We start from the raw sequence: 23,346 nt of genomic DNA, 5'->3' as shown, positions 1-23,346 counted from the left end.
CCGGAACTTCACGAATACATTAGACAAGCAAAGGCAGCGTTCTACTGGGATAGATCGCTGCCTTCGTACCAGTCCAGCATCCAATTTCCCCACCCTTTGGGGACACTGTGGCCGCCCGGGACCAAAATCAGTTCAATGTCCCGACCTTCTCCGCAGTCCCAGGCACGGCGTAGCTGGTCGCCGGTCTTCCATCGCCGGTCTGGCGCGTGGGTCGTGCATTCGTTCGTCTGTCGCCACAATTCCAGACCAGCGAAAATATCGCCCTGCTGGAAGCGACCGCCACCGATGTAGCGCCCTTCCAGCGGTACGACCTGATCGGCCCAGCCATGCGTGTGCAGCAACCGGACGGGGCCCGCACAGCTTTCGGGTTGCGGGCGCCAAAACCCACCAGAGACAGGAGCGTAGGCACGAAATTGGTCCGGATGCGCGCAGGCCAGATAGACCGTCATGAAGCCACCCGCCGAAAACCCCGCAAGAACAACATCTTCTTGATCGACATTGAACCGTCCGGCAACGTCCTCCATCACGTCTTCAAAAAACGCACCTTCGTCCCGTCGGCCAAAACTGGACAAGAACGCCCAGGATCGGGGGCCGTCTTCCTCCCGAGGGAGTGCCGTGGGCGCGATCACCGCATAACCGCGATCCGTCAGCTCAGATATCATCGTCTCGTTGCGCAGAACTGCTGCGCCAGAGCTACCATAGCCATGCAGAAACATGACTGCCGGGATCCGGGCGCGGCCTGCGCGCTCGGGGAGCGCAATGTGATAGGTGCCGCTTTCGATCTCGCAAGCGGCATCAACCGTGCCGCAATCGGCCCAGACTGGGCTTGCTGAAATTGCCCCTGCGGCCAACAAAGCCATGCCGGCAACCCCTTGGGTGATGCTGCGGGTCAGGGCGATCCTCATGCCTGCCCCTCCCACCGGGCCACAGGCAGGTTGCTCCGCAGCCAACCGGGCCCCGCAGCCGAGCCAAGCATGCCTTCCGGGACATCGATCACATTCGTGTAGCCCGCTTCAGCCAGCGCCAAGGTCACCCGCGCAGACCGCACACCCCGTGCACAGATAAGGGCAATGGCCGCAGCCTGGCTGCCACCTGTGACCTCGTTCAAGGCTGTGAGAAAATCATCCCTGCGCATGTCAATCTGATGGCTACCAACCGGCACCCCAGAGGCGCGCCATTCCCGCGGCGTTCTGATGTCAATCAGGTAAATCTCACCAGCCTGCGCCTTTGCAAAGGCCTCGGCAACGCCGAGGCGGGGATGATCATGATCGGGCGCCTGCCGACGCCACCAAAGATAGCCACCAGTTGAAACCGCCGCCAATCCAGCTGCGCCAAAGAGAAAACGACGCCGTCCCAAAAGCGGTTGAACTGCGGACTGCTCATCATTTGGGCGCATGTTGCCCTTTTCCGCAGCATTTTCCGTCCTAGTTGACGATTTTGATCGAGATTGCGGCATTCGGCCTCTCCCAAGGGGGCAATTTCGTTCCTATATCCGCCAAGTCCTAGCAGGTTCCTGTCTAGTGTTCAGCATGCGATACCCCAGACGGTGATCAAGTTCTTGTCAACCTGACACCAAGCTGCCCCCATCGGGGACGGCATAGGAAAATCTAACCCCACCGCCGCTTTTGCAGGGTTTGCAGGCGCAGTGGGGGCTGGCACTGTTGCGAAAAATTGCTTAGGCACCACAACATCTGGCCCTGTGCATGGAGGAGAAGCGCACGTGTCCCTGTTCCTGATTGCAGCCCTGCCCTTTCTAGGCGCGGTGTTTCCCGCGCTATTGATCCGCGCCGGCCGCAACGCCTCGGCTTCGGCAGCCGGGTTGACGACCCTTTTGGCCTTTGTCGGCCTGATGCTTCACGCCCCAGCTGTTTTGCGCGGTGACGTGATCCAGGCCCAATTCGACTGGCTTCCCGGACTGGGGCTCAACGCGAATTTCTTTCTCGATGGGCTCGGTTTTCTGTTTGCAAGCCTGATCCTTGGCATTGGCTTGCTCATCATTCTTTACGCGCGTTTCTATCTCTCGCGAGAAGATCCGATGGGCAATTTCTACACCTATCTGCTGCTGTTTCAGGGCGCGATGGTGGGGATCGTTACATCCGACAACATCCTGTTGTTGTTGATCTTCTGGGAACTGACGTCGCTTAGCTCGTTCTTGCTGATCGGGTTCTGGAAACATCTGCCAGAGGGCCGACAAGGCGCGCGCATGGCCCTTACCGTCACGGGTGCGGGCGGGCTTGCCATGATCGGGGGCATGTTGATCCTCGGCAATATCGCGGGATCTTATGATCTCACCGTGATCCTTTCGTCCAAAGAGGCCATTCAGGCATCCCCGCTTTATTTGCCCGCTCTGATCCTGATCCTGATTGGTGCCTTTACAAAGTCGGCGCAATTCCCGTTTCACTTCTGGCTGCCGCATGCGATGGCGGCACCGACCCCTGTGTCGGCCTATCTGCACTCCGCAACGATGGTGAAGGCAGGTTTGTTCCTGCTGGCCCGACTGTGGCCGGTTCTCGCAGGCACGCCTGAATGGTTCTACATCGTGGCCACCACCGGTCTGATCACCATGGTTCTCGGCGCCATCATCGCCCTGTTCAAGGATGATCTGAAGGCGCTGCTGGCGTTTTCCACCGTCAGCCACCTTGGCCTGATCACCATGCTGTTGGGTTTCGGGACAAAGTTCGCGGCCGTTGCAGCGGTTTTTCACATCATCAACCATGCGACCTTTAAGGCGGCCCTGTTCATGAGCGCAGGCATCGTCGATCACGAGGCACACACCCGAGACATCAAACGCCTCGGCGGTCTGCGTCATCTGATGCCGATTACCTTTGCCATTGCGACCGTTGCGGCGCTGTCCATGGCTGGTATCCCGCCATTCAACGGCTTCCTGTCAAAGGAAATGATGCTGGAAGAGACAGTCCACACCGCCTGGGGTGGCTCAGCCTATCTTGTGCCGGGGCTTGCTCTGATTGGTGCGCTGTTTTCCGCGGCCTATTCCTTCCGCTATATCGTGCATGTTTTCCTTGGCCCCAAGCGGAGCGACTATCCTGCCAAACCGCATGATCCGGGCGTTGGAATGTGGCTGGCTCCGGCCTTCCTCGTGGGGCTGGTGATCCTGATCGGGCTGTTCTCTGCCAAGATCGTCGGCCCGCTGGTTGCCACTGCGGCCGGTGCGGTGATCGGAGGGGAGAAGCTGCCGTATTACTCCCTCAAACTGTGGCACGGGTTTACACCTGCGCTCTATATGTCGATCGTGGCCGTTGCCGGGGGCGCAGTTCTCCTGATGCTGCACAAGCCCCTTGCCCGGATGTGGGACAACGCGCCCCGGCCCGAGGCAAAGGTAATCTTTGAGGCGCTGATCGCAGCGCTGACCCGGCTTGCTCGCACGATCACCGATGGTCTGCACAACGGGGCAATGCCGCGCTACGCGGCGATCATGATCGCCTTTACCGTCGCGCTGTCATTCTATGCCTACCAATCCGGCACACTGGCGGCACCTACGCGCACGTTGCAGGATGTCGGGCTGATCCCGATCCTTGGCTGGGCCAGCCTGTTGATCGCCACGGGCTTTATGGTGGCAATGCATCGCAACCGCCTGCTGGCACTGGTGTTGATCGGTGTGGTTGGTCTGGTCGTGTCGATGGGCTTCAACTACCTGTCCGCACCCGACCTTGCGCTGACACAGATTTCGGTCGAAGTGGTCACCATCATTCTGATGCTCCTTGCGCTGAATTTCATGCCCAAGGAAACCCCGATCGAGAGCAGCGCAGGCGCGCGCCTGCGCGACATCTCCATCGCGAGCGTTGCAGGTCTGGGCGTGGGTGGTCTGATCTATGCGCTGATGACACGTGATTTCATTGGCGAGACGATCTCTGGCTTCCACCTCGAAAACTCGTACAAGGGCGGCGGCGGCACCAATGTGGTGAACGTCATCCTGGTCGATTTCCGGGGCTTTGATACCTTTGGCGAGATCATCGTTCTGGGCATCGCGGCGCTGGTCATCTTTGCCCTGACCGAAGCGGTCCTTGGCACGCGCGTGCGCGCCTACCTGTTGAACCGCAAACCAGATCTGCCGCAGGCAGGTGACTCTCATCCGATGATGATGGTTGTGGCAACGCGGGTGATGATGCCACTCGCGCTGATGGTTGCAGCCTACATCTTCTTCCGCGGTCACAACCTGCCGGGTGGCGGATTTATTGCAGGCCTCATCGCTGCAATCGCGATCATCATGCAATACATGGCATCCGGCTTTGCCTGGGCAACCGAGCGGCAGCGCTACCCGTACCACGCCATCATCGGCTCTGGTGTGCTGATTGCTGCCGCAACCGGCCTTGGGTCGTGGTTCAGCGGCACGCCCTTCCTGACAAGCGCCTTTGGCTACATCCACTGGGCGCCGCTGGAAGAGTTCGAATGGGCGACCGCTGCGCTGTTTGATCTCGGCGTGTTCCTAGCGGTTGTCGGGGCCGTGCTGCTGGCGCTGGAAAGCCTGTCGCGCTTTGCCTGGCAGCCGGGAGCCAACACCGACCACGCCATGGATATCAACCCGGCCCGCGACGACGTGGCCAAGACTGAAAACGAGGGCTGAGTATGGAAATCCTAGTCGCCTCTGCTGTGGGCGTTCTGACCGCAGCCGGCATCTATCTGATCCTGCGCCGCCGCAGCTTTCCCGTCATCCTGGGACTGTCGCTGCTGTCCTATGCTGTGAACGTGTTCCTGTTCGCCACCGGGCGCCTGATGTCAGGCGCTCCACCGATCCTGAACAAATACGAAGAGGTCGCCTATACCGACCCCCTGCCCCAGGCGCTGGTGCTGACGGCGATCGTGATCTCTTTTGGTATGACGGCCGTGGTCGTCATGATCGCGCTGGGGGCATTCCTGTCCTCGCGTGACGACAGCATCAACCTGAGCGAAGACGGCACCGCCGCAGGAGATGACGCATGAACCACCTCGTCATTGCGCCGATCGTGCTGCCTGCACTCGTCGCCCCCTTTATCATCATGGTCCTGCGCTATCACATGGACCTGCAGCGGATCTTTTCTGTTGCCAGCACACTTTTGATCCTGGCGATCACCATCGCGCTTGGCGTGCAGGCTGCTGACGGCACTGTTCAGGTCTATGAGCTTGGCGATTGGCCTGCGCCCTTTGGTATCGTCCTCGTGCTGGACCGGCTGTCGGCGATGATGATCGTTTTGACCTCTGTTTTGGCGCTTGCCGTAGTGCTTTATGCCATTGGCACCGGCTGGGACGAACGCGGCGCAAACTTCCACGCCCTGTTCCAGTTCCAGATCATGGGCATCATCGGTGCCTTCCTGACCGGCGATGCCTTCAACCTGTTCGTATTCTTCGAAGTGCTGTTGATCGCCTCCTATGGTCTGATGATCCACGCTGGCGGCGCAAAGCGTTTTCAGGCGGGCGTGCAATATGTGGTCTATAACCTCCTTGGCTCCACCCTGTTCCTGTTTGCGCTTGGCACGCTTTATGCGGTGACCGGCACGTTGAACATGGCTGACCTTGCAGTCCGGGTGGCAGAGATGCCTGCCGAAGAAACTGCACTTCTGCGTGTGGGTGCGGTCATGCTGCTGCTGGTTTTCGCAATCAAAGCTGCGGTTCTGCCGCTGCATTTCTGGTTGCCTGCCTCCTACAGCAACGCCCCCCTGCCCGTCGCCGCCTTGTTTGCGATCATGACCAAGGTTGGTGCATACGCCATCCTGCGGGTCTACACGCTGATCTTTGGCCCGGATGTCGAGGTCACGGCCGGGCTTGCTGGCGATTGGCTGTTGCCCGCCGCCATGATCACCCTCGCAGTCGGCGCCATTGGCGTCCTCGGCTCGCGCGAGATCGGGCGCATGGTGGCATTTGCAGCGATCACCTCGATGGGGACTTTGCTGATCGCCATCGCGCTGTTCACACCCGCATCCGCGGGAGCCGCGCTCTATTACATCGTGCATTCGACACTTGCGACAGCGCTGATGTTCCTGATTGCCGATCAGGTCATGGAACGTCAGGGAGGCCGCATTGCAGCGCGACCTGTCATGCAGCAAAGCGGCCTGTTGTCCGTGCTGTTCTTTGTCGCCGCGATCGCGATGGCGGGCATGCCGCCTCTGTCGGGATTCGTTGGAAAACTGCTGGTTATGGATGCCGCGCGGGACCATGATCTGGTCTGGTGGATCTGGGCCGTCATCCTGATTGGCTCTCTCGTCACGATCATTGGTCTGGCACGAGCGGGCACATTGATCTTCTGGAAGAGCCACGGCCTGCAAGACACTGCAGATCAGGCCGTAGTGGTGGATGACAGTGAAGACCTGCTGGACGGAACGTCTCAGGCCCATGCGGCCCAGGCAGCGCCCTCTGCTTTGCCGCTGGTGGTCTGCTTTGGCTTGATCGGCGCGATTGTGCTGCTGACCGTCTTTGCGGGTCCACTGACGCGCTACGCTGACGCCACAGCAGATCAGCTGTTCACGCCGACCGCCTATATCGAAACCGTTCTTGGAGGGGGCCAGAAATGAAGCTGATGCGCCGCATTTTCCCACACCCGATCCTGACCGTCGTCCTGACGGTGACCTGGTTGCTGCTGGTCAATGGCTGGTCTTTGAACTCTCTTGTGTTCGGCTTCATGTTGGGGGTTCTGATCCCCTTCCTGACCCAGCCCTACTGGCCGCAACAATCCAAGATGAAGCACCCGGGCAAGATCCTCGCCTATATTGGCGTCGTGCTTTACGACATCGTTGTCGCCAATGTGATCGTTGCCAAGATCGTGTTGTTCAAATCCAACGCCAAACGTCACCCGGCCTGGGTGACCATCCCGCTGGACCTGCGCACCCCCGAGGCGATCACCCTGCTCGCAGGGACCATCACCATGACGCCCGGCACCGTTTCAGCGGATCTGTCTGCGGAAGGTCATGCCCTGCTGGTTCACTGCCTTGACGCACCTGACCCCGACGCCGTGCGCGACGAGATCAAGGTCCGTTACGAAAGCCGTCTGAAGGAGATCTTCGAATGATCGAAACTGCTGCAATCTTTGCCTTCGTCTGCTTTGCCCTTGGGCTGGTCATGAACTTGTGGAAGGTCGTCACGGCCGAGGATGTGGCCGACCGCATTCTGGCGCTCGACACGATGTTCATCAACGCAATCGCGCTGCTGGTGCTTTATGGGCTCGCACTTGGCTCAGACATCTTCTTTGAGGCCGCAATGATCATCGCGATGCTCGGCTTTGTGTCCACCGTGGCCTATGCGCGCTTTATTCTGCGCGGCAACATCATCGAGTGAGGACGACATGGAATTCTTCTTTGAACTCATCATTGCCGCATTTCTGGTGATCGGGGGCATCTTCGGCATCGTCGGCTCCTTTGGCCTTATCAAGCTGAATGACCGCATGTCCCGCCTGCACGCCCCGACCAAGGCCACGACGTTGGGTGTTGGGGGCGTCCTGCTTGCCTCGATGGCTCATGCGGCGTTCTTTGAGACATATGTCTCGATCCACGAGCTGATGATCACCCTCTTCCTGTTCCTGACCGCCCCAATCACGGCGAATTTCATTGCCAAGGTGCACATCCATCGGCATGACACGCCTGACAGCCTGCCAGAGCCGGGCGAGGACAAGATCTGGGCAACCCACAAGAAGCCCGAAAACGAAGTGATCGGCCCGCAGGTCTGATCCACTCTTGCCCCCGCCTCTCGGCGGGGGTTTTCCGTTTCCGCCGCGCGCCCCTATTTCTGAACAGCCACGAGTTTTCCCATGCAGCCATCCCCCCTCCCCCTCACCAAAGACGTGGTGCTGATCGGAGGCGGGCATACCCATGCGCTGGTTCTGCGCAAATGGGGGATGCGCCCTCTCGCTGGGGCCCGGTTGACGGTGATCAATCCCGGACCAACAGCCCCCTACTCCGGAATGCTGCCGGGTTTTGTTGCCGGTCACTATGGACGCGACGCGCTTGATATCGATCTGGTCCAGCTGGCCCGGTTTGCCGGGGCACGGGTTGTGCTGGGGGCTGTCGAACACATTGATCCCATTGGTCGCCTTGTCCATGTCCCTGGACGCCCCCCGATCGCCTATGACATCGCTGCGGTCAACGTCGGGATCACCTCGACGATGCCCGATCTTGCCGGATTTCGCGAGCACGCCATCCCTGCCAAACCGCTGGGGCGATTTGCGGCCGAGTGGGACAGCTATCGCAGCCAAAGCGGCCCCGCCCATGTCGCGGTACTGGGGGGCGGCGTCGCGGGGGTTGAACTGGTTCTGGCAATGGCCCACGCCCTGCGCAATGCAGGGCGCGACATGCAGGCGACACTGATCGACCGCAGCGAGATCCTTTCTGATACCGGATCAAAAGCCCGCGACCGGCTGCGCCGCGCGCTGACAGAGCTGGGTGTCACCGTGATTGAACAGGCCAAAGTTGCGCGGCTAGAGCCGACCCAAGTGGTACTGGAAGACGGGCGCCTGGTTCGCTCGGACTTTACGACCGGCGCGGCCGGGGCACGGGCCTATTCGTGGCTTGAAACCAGCGGGCTCTCTCACAATGACGGGTTCCTGCGTGTGGACGAATATCTGCAAACCAGCACCGCTGACCTATTTGCCAGCGGTGACTGCGCGGAGTTTTCACCCTCCCCGCGCCCCAAGGCCGGCGTCTATGCTGTGCGGCAGGCCCCGGTTCTGTTTCATAACATCCGCGCCCGGCTGACTGGCGATCCGATGCGGGCCTACCGGCCGCAAAAGGACTATCTGAAACTGATCTCGATGGGCGGCAGGACCGCCGTTGGCGAGCGGTTTGGCCAGACGTTTTCCGGCGGGCTGATCTGGCGTTGGAAGGACCACATCGACCAGACCTTCATGGACCAGTTCCGCGATCTCCCCGAAATGGACGGTCCGACGCTTCCGGCTGAACACACTGCTGATCTGCCAGACGCGCTTGGCGACAAGCCGATGTGCGGAGGCTGTGGCGCCAAGGTTGGGGGCAGCGCGCTCAAGGAAAGCCTGCGCAGCCTTCCTGGCACTTACCGCGAAGATATCACGCCCCTTCCCGGTGACGATGCTGCGCTGCTCACCACAGGTGGAAAGAAGCAAGTGCTCAGCACTGACCACCTGCGTGCCTTTACCCTCGACCCGGTTGTCATGACGCGGATCGCGGCGGTGCATGCTTTGGGGGATATCTGGGCGATGGGGGCAAACCCGCAGGCCGCGACAGCCATTCTGATCCTGCCCAAGATGTCCGCAAACCTGCAGGCCCGAACCCTGCGGGAAATGATGGCAGCTGCGACAGAGGTCATGCGCGATGCGGGAGCCGAAATTGTCGGTGGGCACACGTCGCTTGGCGCAGAAATGACGGTTGGCTTTTCGGTAACGGGCCTTTGTGATGATGCGCCGATAACCCTGGCCGGCGGCAAGCCAGGGGACGCATTGATCCTGACCAAGCCATTGGGCACTGGCGTCATCATGGCGGCGGAAATGCAGGGCAAGGCAAAGGGCGCGTGGGTGGCAGAAGCCCTCGAAAGCATGAGCCAATCGCAGGCAGCCTCTGCTGAGGTTTTGCGTGTTGCCAATGCAATGACCGATGTCACGGGCTTTGGCCTGCTTGGGCATCTGTTGGGGATGTGCGACGCGTCCACAACCGGGGCAGAGCTGGTGTTTGATGCGATCCCGACCCTGACGGGGGCCAAAGAGCTCGCAGCGACAGGTATCCGGTCTTCGCTCTTTGTGGATAACGCAGCGCTTTTGCCGCAAATCCAGACTGCAGGCGCCCAGGATCTCCTGTTTGATCCACAAACCGCAGGCGGATTGCTGGCAGCCGTGCCCGCTGATCAGGCCTCCAAGGTGGTTGAAAAACTGAAATCACACGCCCCGCATACGGCAGTCATCGGGCGGCTCAGTGACCTGCCCGGATCCATCATCCTGAGCTGATGTTCTGGCGGGTTTCCGGGGGTATCTCGGCCTAAAACTTGTCCAGTTCGCGCAGCAGATCTGCGGCAATTCGATCCAGGTCTTCCGGCTGCAAATCCGGCGTTTCCAGCGTCATCCGCACTTCTGCGCCAATCGCTTTGCGGGCGGTTTCGTAGGCCGGATCGTAATGCTGAATCATCAACGCCTCGGTTAAGCCTGCCTTGTCACCGGCTGCGATCAGCTCCAGCCAGCCGTCGACCACCGCGTTCGAGCGATGAGCCCGCAAACCATCCAAGCGCGTGCGCAACATTTCGCCGTTAGACAGAATATCGTCGTAGCCCGCCTGCAGATACCGGCAACGCGCCGAGACCGGCGCCCGCAATTCAATCCGCGGTGCCTGCTTCATAGCAGTCCAGACAGTTGGGGGAATGATGCGACTGCCGATCTTGCTGGATTCGGCCTCTACCAACACCGGCTTGGTGGGGTCCATGGCCGCCAACTTTCCCGCAACCCGGGATTCAAACGCCTTCTGGCTGGGCTGTGGCGTCGGGTAATCACCCAGCAGAGACCCGCGGTGATGGGCCATCCCCTCAAGATCCAGAACCTGACCGCCGAGGGCTTCAACCCTCTGCAAGATATCCGTTTTTGCAGTTCCAGTATAACCATCAAGGGCGACCAGCCGGTGCGGAATTTCTCCGTTGTAGAGAAAATCATGTACCAAACGGCGGTAGCTTTGATAACCGCCCTGCACCACATCGGCCCGCCATCCGATCTGCTGAAGAAGCCAGGTAAAACTGCCCGATCGCTGGCCACCGCGCCAGCAATAGACGAGCGGTCGCCAAGAGCCCTCATGGTGGCTCAGCTGTTGTTCGACATGATTCGCTGCATTGCGAAATACCATCGCCGCACCGATCTTGCGCGCCAGAAACGGGCTTTCCTGAACGTAGATCGTCCCAACCTTGGCCCGTTCCTCATTATCGAGAACAGGCAAATTGATGGCGCCAGGCAGATGATCCTCTGCGAACTCGGCGGGACTCCGCACGTCAATAATACAATCGTATCGCTGCGCGTATATTTCGGATAGCGATGAGAAACAAATGGCCATGCCACTGATCTACAGCGCGCCAAGACCAAGCGAAAGCTGCATTTCCTTTGATTGCCGCACAATTTATTATGGATTGAAAATTGATAGCACTTTAAAGGCTATTTCAGCTTGTGGGTTTGCCATTCGGGCGCTCATCGGTTCCTGCACCAGTAGGGAGGCAGAATAATGTCTGAACGTGATGTTGATACAATGCAATTCCCCGGTCATCTGATCCGGCGGTTGCACCAGATTTCCGTGGCGCTGTTTGCAGAACATATGGCGCGCCACAATATTGATCTGACGCCGGTCCAGTTTTCGGCGATGGATGCCATCGCCCGCGAACCGGGCGTGGACCAGGCCACGATTGCGGCCCGTATCGCCTATGACCGCGCCACGCTTGGCAAAGTGATCGACCGGCTTGAGCTGAAGGGATTGGTGTTGCGTACGGTTTCACCGTCGGACCGGCGCGCGCGTCTTGTGGCCCTGTCACGCGCAGGCGAAACGCTGCTTGCGCAGGCCATACCCGTTGCCGCCGCATTGCAGCCCAAAATCCTCGCAGGGCTGAGCACGGAAGAGCAGGACCAGATGACCCGTCTGCTGGCCAAGGCCACGCGCGACATCGAGGATATGGAGCAGAGCGCCGCACAGCCCGTCTGAGCGGCCACAAGACCGGGGAATGATCAGCCGCCAACTGCACTATGCCGCTGAGCCATATCGCTGACCCCACACCCTATTTGGCGTAGGCCTTGCGCGCGAGATCAATGCGCGCTTCCAGCATCGACATTTCTTTCATGATTTGCCGCCGTTCGGTCCGGTCGCCAGTCTCGGCGAGCTGCTGGCGCAGTTCAGTAATCGTGCGCGACAGGCTGACAAATTCCGGCACGCCTCCGCTTTCCCGCACGAGCCGATTGACCAGCTCGTTTTCGGGGTCGTCGACCTTTGGCAAAGGCTTTCCAGCCCCAGCCAGATTGTCAAAGGCGCCTTCGGCCTCGGCCTTTTCGATGCGGGCGTTGATGAGGTCAAGCAGCGGATGGTCCATAGGCCGACTATGCCCCAGCCAGCTGGAAAAACAAAGACCGCGCCGAAGATCCGGCGCGGTCTGGATTAGTCTGCTCAGCCAATCAGCCGGGCTAGATCACTTCTGGCTGATACGGCCATCGGTGTAGGGCGTATAGGGGCCCTGCTCTGCCAGGTATTCGGCCAGCACATCCGCCAGATCCGGGCCAAAGTCGTAGGCGTTCTTGTCGTCGCCTGCGAACACCTTGTAGCCGTCACCGCCATTGCGGACGTAGTTGTTGGTCACGACCACATAGGTCTTGGCCGGGTCAATCGCGACATAGCCGTCACCCTCTGCAACCATGACCTCCTGTACGCGGCCCTCATTCGGCGCGACAGAGGGATCCCAGGTGAACTTCAGACCCGCCACCTGCGGGAAGCGGCCTTTGACCTCTTCGACCTGGCTCACGCCATTTTCCAGCGCAGCCACAACACCTTCGCCTGAAATTTCAAAGGTCGACAGGGTGTTCTGGAACGGCAGGATGGTCAGGACTTCGCCCATGGTCACTTCGCCGGGCTCCAGGCTCGCACGAATACCACCAGAGTTCGCGATCGCGATGCTCACGCCCTGATCCTTCACGCGGTCCAGCATGGCGTCCGCAACGAGATTGCCCATTTCGCATTCCTGCACGCGGCAGATGCTGCGATCGCCTTCCACAGCAGCGGAGGCCTCTGCAACCACCTTGGTGCGGATTTCATCAAGCGGCTTTGCCAGCTCTGCGATGCGGGCAACGGTTTCGGCATCTTCTGCCACGTTGCCATCCATGATGAGCGGCTCGCCCTTGGCTTCGATCACGTTGCCTTCGTCGTCAAAGGTCACGTTCAGCTCGCCCAGAAATTTACCGTAAGCATAGGCCTGAACGATCGCGACATCATTGACCATGGTCGGGTATGGGCCCGCAGCCTTATCCGAGACGTTGGACAGATAGGTGTTGCTGTGGCCACCGACGATCACATCGACACCGGTGGTGTTGGCAGCAACCTTCTGGTCAACGGCATAGCCGGAGTGGCTGAGGACGATGATCTTGTTCACGCCTTCGGCGGTCAGCTTGTCGACTTCGCCCTGAACCGCATCAACCGGGTTGGTGAAGGTGATATTCTTGCCGGGGCTGGCCAGATCGGGGGTGTCTTCAGGCGTCAGGCCGATCAGACCGATCTTCTCACCACCACGTTCGATGACGATGGATTTTTTCAGAACATCCGCAAGCGCGGGCTCGGCGCTGACATCGGCGTTGGACATCAGGACCGGAAATTCGACCGAATCCATGAACCCACGCAACACTTCGGGACCATCGTCGAATTCATGGTTGCCGACTGTCATGCCGTCATAGCCGAGCTTGTTCATCATCTCGGCTGCGACCTTGCCCTTGTAGTAGGTGTAATAAAGCGAGCCCTGGAACTGGTCGCCACCATCTACGAGGATGCTGTTGTTGCTGCGGGCACGTGCCTCGGCAAGGGCGGTCACCAGACGGGCGGAGCCGCCAAAGCACTTGCCCTCGGCATTGTCGCCCTCGCGGCAGCCGCTGTCATATTTGCTGATCGGCTCAAAGCGGGAATGGAAATCGTTGGTGTGAAGAATGGTCAGCTGGTATTCCGCTGCCGCGACACCGGCTGTCAGGCCAAGCGCGGCAACAGACGTCAAAAGACGTGTGAACATCGGAAGAGACTCCCCTCTTGTTTTTGTATTGTCCAAATGGTGATAGCAAATCGCACCACAGTCAAAGGGGAAAAAATGCCGCTCGCCTTTGTCTTTGCGTCAGCCTGTGCGATATTCGCCCTTGATTAAGGCATGGCAGCAGGGCATCACCCCGCCATGCTGATCTACAAGATTTTCCGCTCCGACGAATGGGACCACCTTCAGGCAGAGGGCGAGACCCTTGGCGCACCGATCGACCTGAGCGATGGCTATATTCATTTCTCAACCGCAACGCAGGCCGCCGAAACGGCAGCCAAGCATTTCGCCGGTGCAGAAGGCCTCTGGTTGATCGCGGTCGAAACCAAACCCCTTGGTGATGATCTGCGATGGGAAGTGTCACGCGGCGGCGCCGAATTTCCCCATCTCTATCGCAGCATGACCATGCAGGATGTGGCTTGGGCGACCCCTCTGCCGCTCGTTGATGGGGTTCACCAGTTCCCGGAGGATATGGCGTGAGCCTGATTGAACGTCTTGGGCTTGGCGCCCTGCACCGATTTGATCCCGAAACCGCCCATGGCCTGTCGATCAAGGCCCTGAAGATGGGGCTGGCACCCACACCCGGCCCGGTGACCTCTGCTCGGCTCGCAACCCAGGTTGCAGGCATCGCCCTTCCCAACCCTGTGGGTCTGGCTGCAGGTTTTGACAAGAACGCCGAGGCGCTCGCGCCGCTGAGCCGCGCTGGATTCGGGTTTATCGAGGTCGGCGCCGCAACGCCCCGCCCACAGCCCGGCAACCCCAAGCCCCGGTTGTTCCGCCTGAGCGAAGACAAGGCCGCGATCAATCGCTTTGGCTTTAACAACGAAGGAATGGAGATCATCGCGTCACGTCTGGCAAACCGCCCCAAGGACGCTGTGATCGGTCTCAACCTTGGTGCCAACAAAGACAGCGAAGACCGCTCAGCGGATTTCGCCAAGGTCCTCGCACATTGCGGCGCGCATCTGGATTTTGCGACGGTGAATGTCTCTTCCCCCAACACTGAGAAACTGCGCGATCTTCAGGGCAAGGCGGCGTTGTCTGCTTTGCTCAACGGTGTCATCGCCACTCGTGAAGAGATGGCGACCCGCGTCCCCGTGTTCCTCAAGATTGCACCGGATCTCGACCGTGCAGGGATCGAAGATATTGCCGAAGTTGCGGTTGAATGCGGCATTGATGCTGTGATCGCCACCAATACTACCCTCGCCCGCGACGGTCTGCAAAGCGCACACAGGGACGAAGCAGGCGGGCTCTCTGGGGCGCCGCTGTTTGAAAAATCCACCCGCGTTCTGGCTCAGCTGTCTGAGCTGCTGGATGGGCGCGTTCCGCTGATTGGGGTTGGCGGGATCTCCAATGCCGAGCAAGCCTATGCAAAGATCTGCGCGGGTGCCTCTGCTGTCCAGTTCTACACGGCAATGGTCTATGGCGGCCTGTCACTGGCTGGTGAAATCGCAAGGGGGCTCGACGCCCTGCTGGCAAGGGATGGTTTCGGCAATGTGGCGCAGGCTGTTGGCAGCAAACGAGGAGACTGGCTTTGATCACCTACTGGCACAATCCGCGTTGTTCCAAATCTCGCGCGGGCCTCGCCCTGCTTGAAGACTGCGGCGCGCAGGTCCAAGTGCGCCTTTATCTCAAGGACATTCCAAACGAGGAAGAGCTGCGCGAGGTTCAGGCCAAACTGGGTCTGCGTGCAATCGACATGATGCGCACAGGCGAAAAGACGTTCAAAGAGCTTGGTTTGACCAAGACGGACGATGACGCCGCGCTGGTTGCGGCGATGGCTGCCCATCCGATCCTGATCGAACGCCCTATCGCCATCACCCATGATGCCGCCGCGATTGGGCGCCCGACTGAGGCAATCAAAACCCTGCTTTGACGCCTCCGGCTCAGCGGTCGATCTGCGCCTCAAGACGGGGATAACGCAGCCCAAGCGTTGCGCCGCGTGCGAGGTTCAACACCACCAATGCCGCCCAAAGCCCGTGATTGCCCATCAGCGGCACCAGGATCACCAGCGCTCCGACGTACAAGGCAACGGACTGGATCATCGCGATGCGCATGTCGCGGGTCCAGGTCGCACCGATGAAGATCCCATCGAACATATAGCTTGCGACGCTCAACAACGGCAGTGCAGCCGCCCAGAGCAAATAGTCCCGCCCTGCCGCGCGCACCTCGGGTGATGTCGACATCAGATCAATCAACCAGCCGCCACCAATCCAGAACACCAACCCCAGCAAGACCGCTGTCGCGACGCCCCACTGGCTGGTCAGGATTGCGGCCTGACGCATGTGGCTGCGTGAGCGCGCACCAACAGCGCTGCCCACCATCGCCTCCGCCGTGAAGGCAAAGCCATCCATCGCAAAGGCCGTGATTTCGACGAACTGCAGCAAAACCTGATTGGCCGCCAGCGTGACGTCTCCCAGATCGGCTCCGATAAACAGAAACGTGGTGAATGACCCGGTCAGCAAAACCGAGCGCACCATGATGTCCCCGTTGACCTGCATCATCCGCTTGAGGCGCGCAGGGTCAAACACCCGCCCCCAATCACGCCATTGATCGCCCGCAAAAGCATCGCGACAGAACCAAAGCCCCAGTGCCAGCCCCGACCATTCGGCCATCAGCGTCGCTATGGCAACGCCCTCGACCCCCCAACCGAGCCCGAGGACAAACCACAGGTCCAGCACGATATTGAGACCATTCATCCAGACCTGCAGCAGGAACACCGCTCTGGTCCGCTCCACCGCAATCAGCCAACCTGTCACCGCATAAAGCGCAATGGTCGCGGGCGCGCCCCAGATCCGGATCTCCAGATAACTTCTGGCAAGCCCCTCAACCTCGGCGCTGGCAGGCGCAAGGGCAAAGGCCCCCCAGAACACAGCCGCCTGCGCGATGATGAAGACCGCACCCGCAGCAAAGGCCAGAAGGATGCCGCGCATCAGCAACGCGCCGGTCTCGCCCCAGTCCCCTGCCCCCCGCGCCTGGGCCGCGAGGCCCGTCGTGCCCATCCGCAAAAACCCAAAAATCCAGTAGATCGTGGCAAGGATCACCGCCCCGATGCCAACCGCGCCGATTGGTGCCGCCTCTCCCATCTGCCCGACAACACCCGTGTCCACCGCCCCGAGAATGGGCACGGTTGCGTTTGAAAGAACAATGGGCAGCGCAATCTTCAGCACGCGCGCGTGGCTGATCTCCTGCGGCGCGGTAGCGCTGGCGTCTGACATGATTGGTTACCCCTTGGGCGGCGTCGCCTCGCGGGCCACAAAATCCTGATCTGCGGTTTTTTGCTTGGCCGCATCCTGTGGCATCAGAAAATGCCCCGTCGCCTGCGCAAACAGTTTGTCCTTGTGATCCTGCCAGGCCTCTACATGCACCGAGGCATACCGCCGTCCTGACCGCGAAACGGTTGCGCGCGCATAGGCATCCCGCGGCAGGCCGGACCGCAGGTAATCCACGGTAAAGTCGATGGTCTTTGGCTGACGCGGCAGTTTTCCAGCCGCCAGTTCATCGACATCAAGACTGCCGCTCTCGATCCGTTCCCACAGATTGGCCCAGGTCAGTGTCATCACGGCCGTCACCTCAAGAAAGGCGGCCGTGACGCCACCGTGGATCGCAGGCAAAAACGGATTCCCGATCAGTTTTTCATCAAAGTTCAGCTGCGCGGTCAGCTCATCCCCGCGCCGATCAAAGGTGATGTTGAGGAAACGAGCATAAGGGACAGAGGCCACAAGCGCGGCAAGAGCTGCATCGCGACGTTGCTTGACCACCTGTACGGGTTCTGGACGGGGACGGCTCAAAACTTTCTCTCCACGGTAAAGGCGCCAACGGCGGTTGCAACTGGGTTGTCTTGATCGTCATCCATCGCCACAGCGCGCACAAAGGCGACGTTGCGGGTCATGTGGTGACAGGTCGCGCGAGTTACGATGGACTGACCCGGCGTGGCCGCCCGCATGTAGTCGATCCGCAGGTCGATGGTTGCCGTGCCCCCCGGGGCCGCGGGGTGTGACATGACCGCGGCACCACAGCAGGTGTCCATCAGGGCAGAGACTGCCCCACCGTGAATGACCCCCGTTTCCGGATCACCAATCAGCTTTTCATCATAAGGCATCACGATCTGCGCCGAGCCATCTCCCAGCTCTGTCAGGGTCATCCCCAGCTCCCGCGCATGAGGGATCGCTTCGATGAACTGTCGTGCAAGTTGCTTCTTGTCGGCCATGCGGCCCCCCGTCATATTGTTTTACTCTTTATCAGCCATACCTTGGTGGAAGAGCAACCCTGCGGTTGAACCCTCCGCGCCTTGCGCATAACCTGCCCGAGAGGGAGAAATCGGATGACCGAACAGAAATTGTCATTCAAGGAAATGTGCGCCGAGTTTGACGTAACTCCGCGCACACTTCGTTATTACGAGTATATTGAGTTGCTGCAGCCGGACCGCGAAGGCCGGTCGCGTTATTATGGTCCGCGCGAGCGTGCCCGGATGAAACTGATCATGCGGGGACGCAAGTTTGGCTTTCAGCTGGAAGAGATCCGCCAATGGCTGCTGATCTATGAAAACGAAGGCGATGAGGCCCAAAACCGCGCCTTTGTCGAAATGGCCGATCGCCAGATGGAAGAACTGCGCAAACAGCGCGAGCAGATCGACGAAGCGATGCAGGAACTGACCGATCTGCGGGCCACGACGCTGGGCCTTTTGGGGCAAGACGCCTGACCTGGCCACCCCGACACCGGCCTTTCACCACATTGTGAAAACCACTCCAATGCCCTGCCGATCTGGCGGGGCATTGCTGTTCTGACAGGCAGGTCAGGCCGCAACCCAGCCAAACAAAACCACAATTCCACGCCAAGACGTTGCGTCACGCGGCCAGCCCCCACGTCACCCCAGAAAGTGACGCAGCGTCTAACTTACGTCAACGTCAAGTTCTTGTTGTAAACGCTCTGCAAGCTGCTCACTTTAAGCTCACCAACAGCAGTTTATGAGTTATGACGATGACTGAAGAGACCAAAACCATCCGCGAGATGTGCGATGAGTTCGGCGTCACGCCACGTACATTGCGGTTTTATGAGGCCAAGGAACTCTTGTTTCCGATCCGCGAGGGTCAGAAACGCCTGTTCACCAAACGGGATCAGGCACGACTGAAGCTGATCCTGCGCGGCAAGCGCTTTGGCTTCAGCCTGGAAGAGATCCGCCAACTCCTGAACCTGTATCACATGGGTGATCAACAGCTGACCCAGCTGACCCGCACCTATGAGATCGCATGTGAGCGTCTGGCCGACATGGAACGTCAGCGCGATGAGCTGACCGAAGCCATTGACGACCTGAAGGAGCAGCTTCGGTGGGGGGATCGCGTGATCGCCTCCATGACCGCAAAGAAGGACGCTGCCGAGTAATCCGCAGCGCCCGCCCTGCCCGTCGTGGCCGGGTTTTCAGACAGACACCGCAGAACCACAGCGAGGACCGCGATGCCCAGTTATTCCGCCCCGATCAAGGACACACAGTTCATCCTGCATGACGTGCTGAAGATCACCGAAACGCAGATCCCCGGCTATGACGAGCTGGAAGCAGAGTTCACATCCGCCGTTCTGGAAGAGGCAGGCAAAATCGCCGGTGAAGTTCTGCACCCGCTGAACACTGTCGGTGACACCGAAGGCTGCCGCCTTGAAAACGGCGTGGTCTACACCCCCACCGGCTTCAAAGCGGCCTTTGAACAGGTAAAAGAAGGCGGCTGGACCGGCCTTGATATGCCCGAACAATACGGCGGCCAGAACATGCCGTATGTGATGGGCACCGCCGTGGGAGAGTTCTTCTCTGCTGCCAACCAGGCATTTACCATGTATCAGGGCCTGACCCATGGTGCGGCATCCGCCATCCTCGCCCATGGCACCGACGCGCAGAAAGACACCTTCCTGCCGAAAATGGTGTCCTGCGAGTGGACCGGCACCATGAACTTGACAGAGCCCCACTGCGGCACCGATCTGGGCCTGATGCGCACCAAGGCAGAGCCGCAGGACGACGGCTCCTACAAGATCACCGGACAGAAGATCTTCATCTCTTCCGGTGACCATGACATGGCCGACAACATCATCCATCTGGTTCTCGCCAAGATCCCCGGTGGTCCCGATGGCATCAAAGGTGTGTCGCTGTTCATCGTGCCGAAGTTCATCGTGAAGGACGACGGCTCGCTTGGCGACCGTAACGGTGTTTCGGTTGGCAAGATCGAAGAAAAGATGGGCATCCACGGCAATTCGACCTGTGTGATGAACTACGACAGCGCAACCGGCTACCTGCTCGGCACCGAACACAAAGGCATGCGCGCCATGTTCACCATGATGAACGAAGCCCGTCTGGGCGTTGGCATGCAGGGTCTGGCACAGGCCGAAGCCGCCTATCAGAACGCTTTGGAATATGCCAAGGACCGTCTGCAGGGCCGTGACGTGACCGGCGCGAAAAACCCGGAAGGCCCGGCAGATCCCCTGATCGTGCACCCTGACATCCGTCGCAACCTGATGGACCAGAAGAGCTTTGCCGAAGGCGCGCGGGCCTTCATCCTGTGGGGGGCCAAGATGCTCGACCAGGCGCACCGCTCCGAGGACAAGGACGCAGACGGCCTCATTTCGCTGCTGACCCCGGTTATCAAGGGCTTCCTCACTGACCAGGGCTATGACATGACCGTACAGGCCCAGCAGGTCTATGGTGGTCATGGCTACATCGAAGAATGGGGCATGTCCCAATACACCCGCGACGCCCGCATCGCGATGATCTACGAGGGCGCGAATGGCGTCCAGGCGCTGGATCTGGTCGGCCGCAAGCTGGCACAGGACGGTGGCAAGCACGTCATGGCGTTCTTCGAGATGATCAAGAATTTCTGCAAGGAAAACGGCGACATTTCCGACGCTTACAGCAAGGAATTCATCGAACCTCTGAAGGCCGCATCGAAGGATCTGCAGGCTGCGGGGATGTATTTCATGCAAAACGGCATGAAGAACCCCAACCATGCGCTCGCAGGCTCCTATGACTTCATGCACATGTTTGGCCACGTCTGCCTTGGCCTGATGTGGGCCGAGATGGCCAAAGCCGCACAAGCCGCGCTTGACGCCGGGTCCTCTGACGCCGCGTTCTACGAGACAAAAATCGCGACCGGCCGCTATTACATGGCACGCAGACTGCCTGCGACCGCGCTGCATCTCGCGCGCATCCAGACCGGTGCCGACACCGTGATGGCGCTGGACGCGGACCAGTTCTGAGGCACGCTGCCCAAGACAACTGACGGGTGCCCTGCGGGGCTCCCGTCTTGCGCCGATGCACACCGCACATGAGGAGAGACAATGCCCAAACGCTTTCGCCTCACCCGTCGTCTGCCGATCGCCATGACCGAAGACGGCTACCGCCGCCTGCGCCGGTTTGCCCAAGAGGCCGGGCTCGACGAGGGAGAAGCCCTGTCCTTTCTGTTTGAGAACTTCGACAGCGTGACAAACCACGAAAACCTCAGCCACCGCCTGCGCCTCTTCAATTCCGACCTAGAGGCACGCAAACGCTAAGGCCGCATCAGACGGCCACGCACAGCCAACAACAGCCAGCCGGCACACACAGAAAGGGAGCCCATGACCGCAGAGCAGAAATCCAGCTGGATGACCGACGAGCACCAGATGCTGGCCGACATGACAGCACAGTTCATCACCCGCGAATGGGCACCCAAGTTCGAAACCTGGCGCAAGCAGGGGATGATGGATCGCTCCACCTGGCAGGAAGCCGGTGAACTGGGCCTGCTGTGCCCTTCTGTTCCTGAAGAATACGGCGGTGTCGGTGGTGATTTCGGCCACGAGGCCGCCATCCTGATCGAAGGCAGCCGTGCAAATCTCGCAAGCTGGGGCCACGGCATCCACTCTGGCATCGTCGCGCATTACATTCTGGCCTACGGCACCGAAGAGCAGAAACAGCGCTGGCTGCCAAAAATGATCACCGGCGAGCTGGTCGGCGCGCTGGCGATGACCGAACCCTCGACCGGCTCGGATGTGCAGCGGATCAAGACCAAGGCCGTCAAGGATGGCAATGTGTATCGCCTGTCCGGACAGAAAACCTTCATCACCAACGGGCAGCACGCCAACCTGATCCTGGTTGCCGCAAAGACCGATCCGAGCGAAGGCTCGAAAGGCATATCGCTGGTCGCCCTGGAAACAGATGGCGCAGACGGTTTCACCCGTGGGCGCAACCTGGAAAAGGTCGGCCTGCATGCAGCCGACACCTCCGAGCTGTTCTTTGACAATATTGCCGTTCCTCCAGAGAACATCCTTGGCGGAGCCGAAGGCCAGGGTTTCTATCAGATGATGCAGCAGCTGCCGCAGGAACGGCTGATCATCGCCTGTGGGGCCGTGGGCGCCATGGAAGGCGCCGTCGAGCGCACCATCGCCTACTGCAAGGAACGAGAGGCCTTTGGCGGCCCGCTCACACAGTTTCAGAACACCCGCTTCAAACTGGTCGAATGCCAGACCAAAACCAAAGTGGCGCGCGCCTTTCTTGATGAATGCATGGTTGAACACCTGCAGGGCAAGCTGAGTGTCGAGAAGGCCGCGATGGCGAAATACTGGATCACCGACACCCAGGGCGAAGTGCTTGATGAATGTGTTCAGCTGCATGGTGGCTACGGTTTCATGCAGGAATATGCCGTTGCAGAGATGTGGGCAGATGCCCGTGTCCAGCGGATCTATGGCGGCACCAATGAGATCATGAAGGAACTGATCGCGAGGTCACTGTGACGCACAGGCTGGCATACCATGCTGCAAGGCCAGGATGCCTCCGGCGGGAGTATTTGGGGAAAGATGACAGGCGTCGACGCGCCAACCCTCGAGCTCTCCGCCTAATGGGCCAGCGCGCCGTCACCTTTCACGGCCATCGGCTCTCCAGCCTGTGCCGCACCGATATCGTCGCTTCATTTATCTTAATGCGGAGTGAAGGCTCCGTCATCTTTCCACAAATACTCCACGGGGGTGTGGGGGTGTGAAACCCCCACCGTTTTGAGCAAGAGGAAACAATATGACACTCCAACTCTATTGCTTTGGGGAGAGCGGCCATTCCTACAAGGTGGCCCTTGCGCTGGAACTGGCAGGGATCGCTTGGGAGCCGGTGTTTGTTGATTTTTTCAGCGGCACAACGCGAGGTGATGCCTTCCGTGCGGATGTAAACGAGATGGGGGAATGCCCTGTTCTTGTCGACGGCGATCTCACGCTGAGCCAATCCGGTGTCATCCAGCAGTACCTGTCTGACACCTACGGCCATTTTGGCGGCTCCACCCCAGAAGAAAAGCGCGAGATTCTGCGTTGGCAGCTGTGGGACAATCACAAACTGTCCTCCAACGCAGGTCTTTGCCGTTTTCTCATGAATTTCCTGCCCGAAGACAAACGCCCGCAGGAGGTCATTGCCTTCCTGCAGGGGCGCCTGAAGGCTGCCTATGCCATTTTGGACAAACACCTTGAAAAACGGGACTGGATTGTCGGCGATGCGCTCAGCAACGCTGATCTGACCTGCTGTTCCTATCTCTATTACCCAGAACCCTTCGGCTTTGAACGAGCCGAATGGCCCAATATCGACGCCTGGCTGTCACGGCTGAGCGCGCAACCGGGCTGGAAAGCCCCTTACGATCTGATGCCCGGCAACCCGTCGGACCGAGCCTGAGGAGA

Annotated in this window: 25 protein-coding genes; 17 read left to right on the top strand and 8 right to left on the bottom strand. The window is 59.8% G+C overall.

Annotated elements, in window-relative coordinates:
- Window positions 1–41: 41 nt before the first annotated feature.
- Window positions 42–905 (bottom strand): CE1 family esterase, encoded by an 864-nt coding sequence (locus tag NIT7645_RS04900; RefSeq protein ID WP_008559820.1) that lies wholly within the window; start codon window positions 903–905, stop codon window positions 42–44.
- Entirely contained in the window at window positions 902–1,396 is a 495-nt protein-coding gene (locus NIT7645_RS04895) for a rhodanese-like domain-containing protein (protein WP_008562859.1), read from the bottom strand. Before NIT7645_RS04895 ends, NIT7645_RS04900 begins: the two co-directional genes overlap by 4 nt.
- 324 nt (window positions 1,397–1,720) lie before the next feature.
- On the opposite strand from NIT7645_RS04895, the gene NIT7645_RS04890 reads away from it, so the two are divergent.
- The 7 genes from NIT7645_RS04890 (at window position 1,721) to selD (ending at window position 9,892) form a co-directional block, all read left to right on the top strand.
- Entirely contained in the window at window positions 1,721–4,582 is a 2,862-nt protein-coding gene (locus NIT7645_RS04890) for a monovalent cation/H+ antiporter subunit A (RefSeq protein WP_008558990.1), read from the top strand.
- 2 nt (window positions 4,583–4,584) lie between these two features.
- Window positions 4,585–4,938: a Na+/H+ antiporter subunit C gene (locus NIT7645_RS04885; protein WP_008559877.1), complete on the top strand. Its 354-nt coding sequence runs from the start codon at window positions 4,585–4,587 to the stop codon at window positions 4,936–4,938.
- The gene (locus tag NIT7645_RS04880; RefSeq protein ID WP_008559391.1) at window positions 4,935–6,503 is read left to right on the top strand and encodes a monovalent cation/H+ antiporter subunit D; all 1,569 of its coding nucleotides are present in this window, start codon (window positions 4,935–4,937) and stop codon (window positions 6,501–6,503) included. The genes NIT7645_RS04885 and NIT7645_RS04880 overlap by 4 nt, the downstream gene beginning before the upstream one ends.
- The gene (locus tag NIT7645_RS04875; RefSeq protein ID WP_008560186.1) at window positions 6,500–6,997 is read left to right on the top strand and encodes a Na+/H+ antiporter subunit E; all 498 of its coding nucleotides are present in this window, start codon (window positions 6,500–6,502) and stop codon (window positions 6,995–6,997) included. The genes NIT7645_RS04880 and NIT7645_RS04875 overlap by 4 nt, the downstream gene beginning before the upstream one ends.
- A complete protein-coding gene (locus NIT7645_RS04870; RefSeq protein WP_008561262.1) occupies window positions 6,994–7,263 on the top strand; it encodes a K+/H+ antiporter subunit F in 270 nt (89 codons plus the stop codon). Before NIT7645_RS04875 ends, NIT7645_RS04870 begins: the two co-directional genes overlap by 4 nt.
- A 7-nt stretch (window positions 7,264–7,270) precedes the next feature.
- Window positions 7,271–7,651 (top strand): Na+/H+ antiporter subunit G, encoded by a 381-nt coding sequence (locus tag NIT7645_RS04865; RefSeq protein ID WP_008560521.1) that lies wholly within the window; start codon window positions 7,271–7,273, stop codon window positions 7,649–7,651.
- 81 nt (window positions 7,652–7,732) lie between these two features.
- A complete protein-coding gene (gene selD / locus NIT7645_RS04860; protein WP_008560319.1) occupies window positions 7,733–9,892 on the top strand; it encodes a selenide, water dikinase SelD in 2,160 nt (719 codons plus the stop codon).
- Between the two features lie 31 nt (window positions 9,893–9,923).
- Here the strand turns inward: selD and mnmH are convergent, their stop codons facing one another.
- On the bottom strand, window positions 9,924–10,976 hold the full coding sequence (gene mnmH, locus NIT7645_RS04855) for a tRNA 2-selenouridine(34) synthase MnmH (RefSeq protein WP_037302465.1): 1,053 nt from the start codon (window positions 10,974–10,976) through the stop codon (window positions 9,924–9,926).
- Between the two features lie 165 nt (window positions 10,977–11,141).
- Between mnmH and NIT7645_RS04850 the strand changes: the two genes are divergently transcribed.
- A complete protein-coding gene (locus tag NIT7645_RS04850; RefSeq protein ID WP_008560578.1) occupies window positions 11,142–11,612 on the top strand; it encodes a MarR family winged helix-turn-helix transcriptional regulator in 471 nt (156 codons plus the stop codon).
- A gap of 73 nt (window positions 11,613–11,685) precedes the next feature.
- On the opposite strand, the gene NIT7645_RS04845 is transcribed toward NIT7645_RS04850, so the two are convergent.
- Window positions 11,686–11,994 (bottom strand): DnaJ family domain-containing protein, encoded by a 309-nt coding sequence (locus tag NIT7645_RS04845; protein WP_050686241.1) that lies wholly within the window; start codon window positions 11,992–11,994, stop codon window positions 11,686–11,688.
- Between the two features lie 96 nt (window positions 11,995–12,090).
- Window positions 12,091–13,668: a bifunctional metallophosphatase/5'-nucleotidase gene (locus NIT7645_RS04840; RefSeq protein ID WP_008561980.1), complete on the bottom strand. Its 1,578-nt coding sequence runs from the start codon at window positions 13,666–13,668 to the stop codon at window positions 12,091–12,093.
- Window positions 13,669–13,824: 156 nt separating this feature from the next.
- On the opposite strand from NIT7645_RS04840, the gene NIT7645_RS04835 reads away from it, so the two are divergent.
- The 3 genes from NIT7645_RS04835 to arsC are packed head-to-tail and all read left to right on the top strand — an operon-like array spanning window position 13,825 to window position 15,556.
- On the top strand, window positions 13,825–14,163 hold the full coding sequence (locus NIT7645_RS04835) for a DUF952 domain-containing protein (protein ID WP_037302862.1): 339 nt from the start codon (window positions 13,825–13,827) through the stop codon (window positions 14,161–14,163).
- The gene (locus NIT7645_RS04830; RefSeq protein ID WP_008561438.1) at window positions 14,160–15,218 is read left to right on the top strand and encodes a quinone-dependent dihydroorotate dehydrogenase; all 1,059 of its coding nucleotides are present in this window, start codon (window positions 14,160–14,162) and stop codon (window positions 15,216–15,218) included. The genes NIT7645_RS04835 and NIT7645_RS04830 overlap by 4 nt, the downstream gene beginning before the upstream one ends.
- The gene (gene arsC / locus NIT7645_RS04825) at window positions 15,215–15,556 is read left to right on the top strand and encodes an arsenate reductase (glutaredoxin) (protein WP_008560185.1); all 342 of its coding nucleotides are present in this window, start codon (window positions 15,215–15,217) and stop codon (window positions 15,554–15,556) included. The genes NIT7645_RS04830 and arsC overlap by 4 nt, the downstream gene beginning before the upstream one ends.
- Window positions 15,557–15,566: 10 nt before the next feature.
- Here arsC and NIT7645_RS04820 read toward each other — a convergent pair whose 3' ends face one another.
- From NIT7645_RS04820 to NIT7645_RS04810, 3 genes are read right to left on the bottom strand one after another with little or no spacing between them, the layout of a single operon-like run.
- The gene (locus NIT7645_RS04820) at window positions 15,567–16,898 is read right to left on the bottom strand and encodes an MATE family efflux transporter (RefSeq protein WP_008561599.1); all 1,332 of its coding nucleotides are present in this window, start codon (window positions 16,896–16,898) and stop codon (window positions 15,567–15,569) included.
- A 6-nt stretch (window positions 16,899–16,904) separates the two neighbouring features.
- The gene (locus tag NIT7645_RS04815; RefSeq protein ID WP_037302466.1) at window positions 16,905–17,471 is read right to left on the bottom strand and encodes a PaaI family thioesterase; all 567 of its coding nucleotides are present in this window, start codon (window positions 17,469–17,471) and stop codon (window positions 16,905–16,907) included.
- Window positions 17,468–17,890, bottom strand: coding sequence for a PaaI family thioesterase (locus NIT7645_RS04810; RefSeq protein ID WP_037302467.1), 423 nt, complete (start codon window positions 17,888–17,890; stop codon window positions 17,468–17,470). Before NIT7645_RS04810 ends, NIT7645_RS04815 begins: the two co-directional genes overlap by 4 nt.
- 114 nt (window positions 17,891–18,004) lie before the next feature.
- On the opposite strand from NIT7645_RS04810, the gene NIT7645_RS04805 reads away from it, so the two are divergent.
- The 6 genes from NIT7645_RS04805 (at window position 18,005) to NIT7645_RS04780 (ending at window position 23,341) form a co-directional block, all read left to right on the top strand.
- Window positions 18,005–18,382: a MerR family transcriptional regulator gene (locus tag NIT7645_RS04805; protein ID WP_008562131.1), complete on the top strand. Its 378-nt coding sequence runs from the start codon at window positions 18,005–18,007 to the stop codon at window positions 18,380–18,382.
- 278 nt (window positions 18,383–18,660) lie between these two features.
- Window positions 18,661–19,062 (top strand): MerR family transcriptional regulator, encoded by a 402-nt coding sequence (locus NIT7645_RS04800; protein WP_037302863.1) that lies wholly within the window; start codon window positions 18,661–18,663, stop codon window positions 19,060–19,062.
- A 72-nt stretch (window positions 19,063–19,134) separates the two neighbouring features.
- Complete coding sequence (locus NIT7645_RS04795) at window positions 19,135–20,916, top strand: acyl-CoA dehydrogenase C-terminal domain-containing protein (RefSeq protein WP_008561657.1); 1,782 nt, start codon at window positions 19,135–19,137, stop codon at window positions 20,914–20,916.
- A gap of 81 nt (window positions 20,917–20,997) precedes the next feature.
- Complete coding sequence (locus NIT7645_RS04790; RefSeq protein ID WP_008560251.1) at window positions 20,998–21,210, top strand: hypothetical protein; 213 nt, start codon at window positions 20,998–21,000, stop codon at window positions 21,208–21,210.
- 63 nt (window positions 21,211–21,273) lie between these two features.
- Entirely contained in the window at window positions 21,274–22,425 is a 1,152-nt protein-coding gene (locus NIT7645_RS04785) for an acyl-CoA dehydrogenase family protein (RefSeq protein ID WP_008559511.1), read from the top strand.
- 277 nt (window positions 22,426–22,702) lie between these two features.
- Complete coding sequence (locus NIT7645_RS04780; protein WP_008561941.1) at window positions 22,703–23,341, top strand: glutathione S-transferase family protein; 639 nt, start codon at window positions 22,703–22,705, stop codon at window positions 23,339–23,341.
- Window positions 23,342–23,346: the final 5 nt, after the last annotated feature.

The sequence above is a fragment of the Phaeobacter italicus genome, assembly GCF_001258055.1.
In the GTDB taxonomy this organism is placed as follows: Bacteria; Pseudomonadota; Alphaproteobacteria; order Rhodobacterales; family Rhodobacteraceae; genus Phaeobacter; species Phaeobacter italicus.
This window is presented reverse-complemented; position numbering and strand designations above follow the sequence as displayed.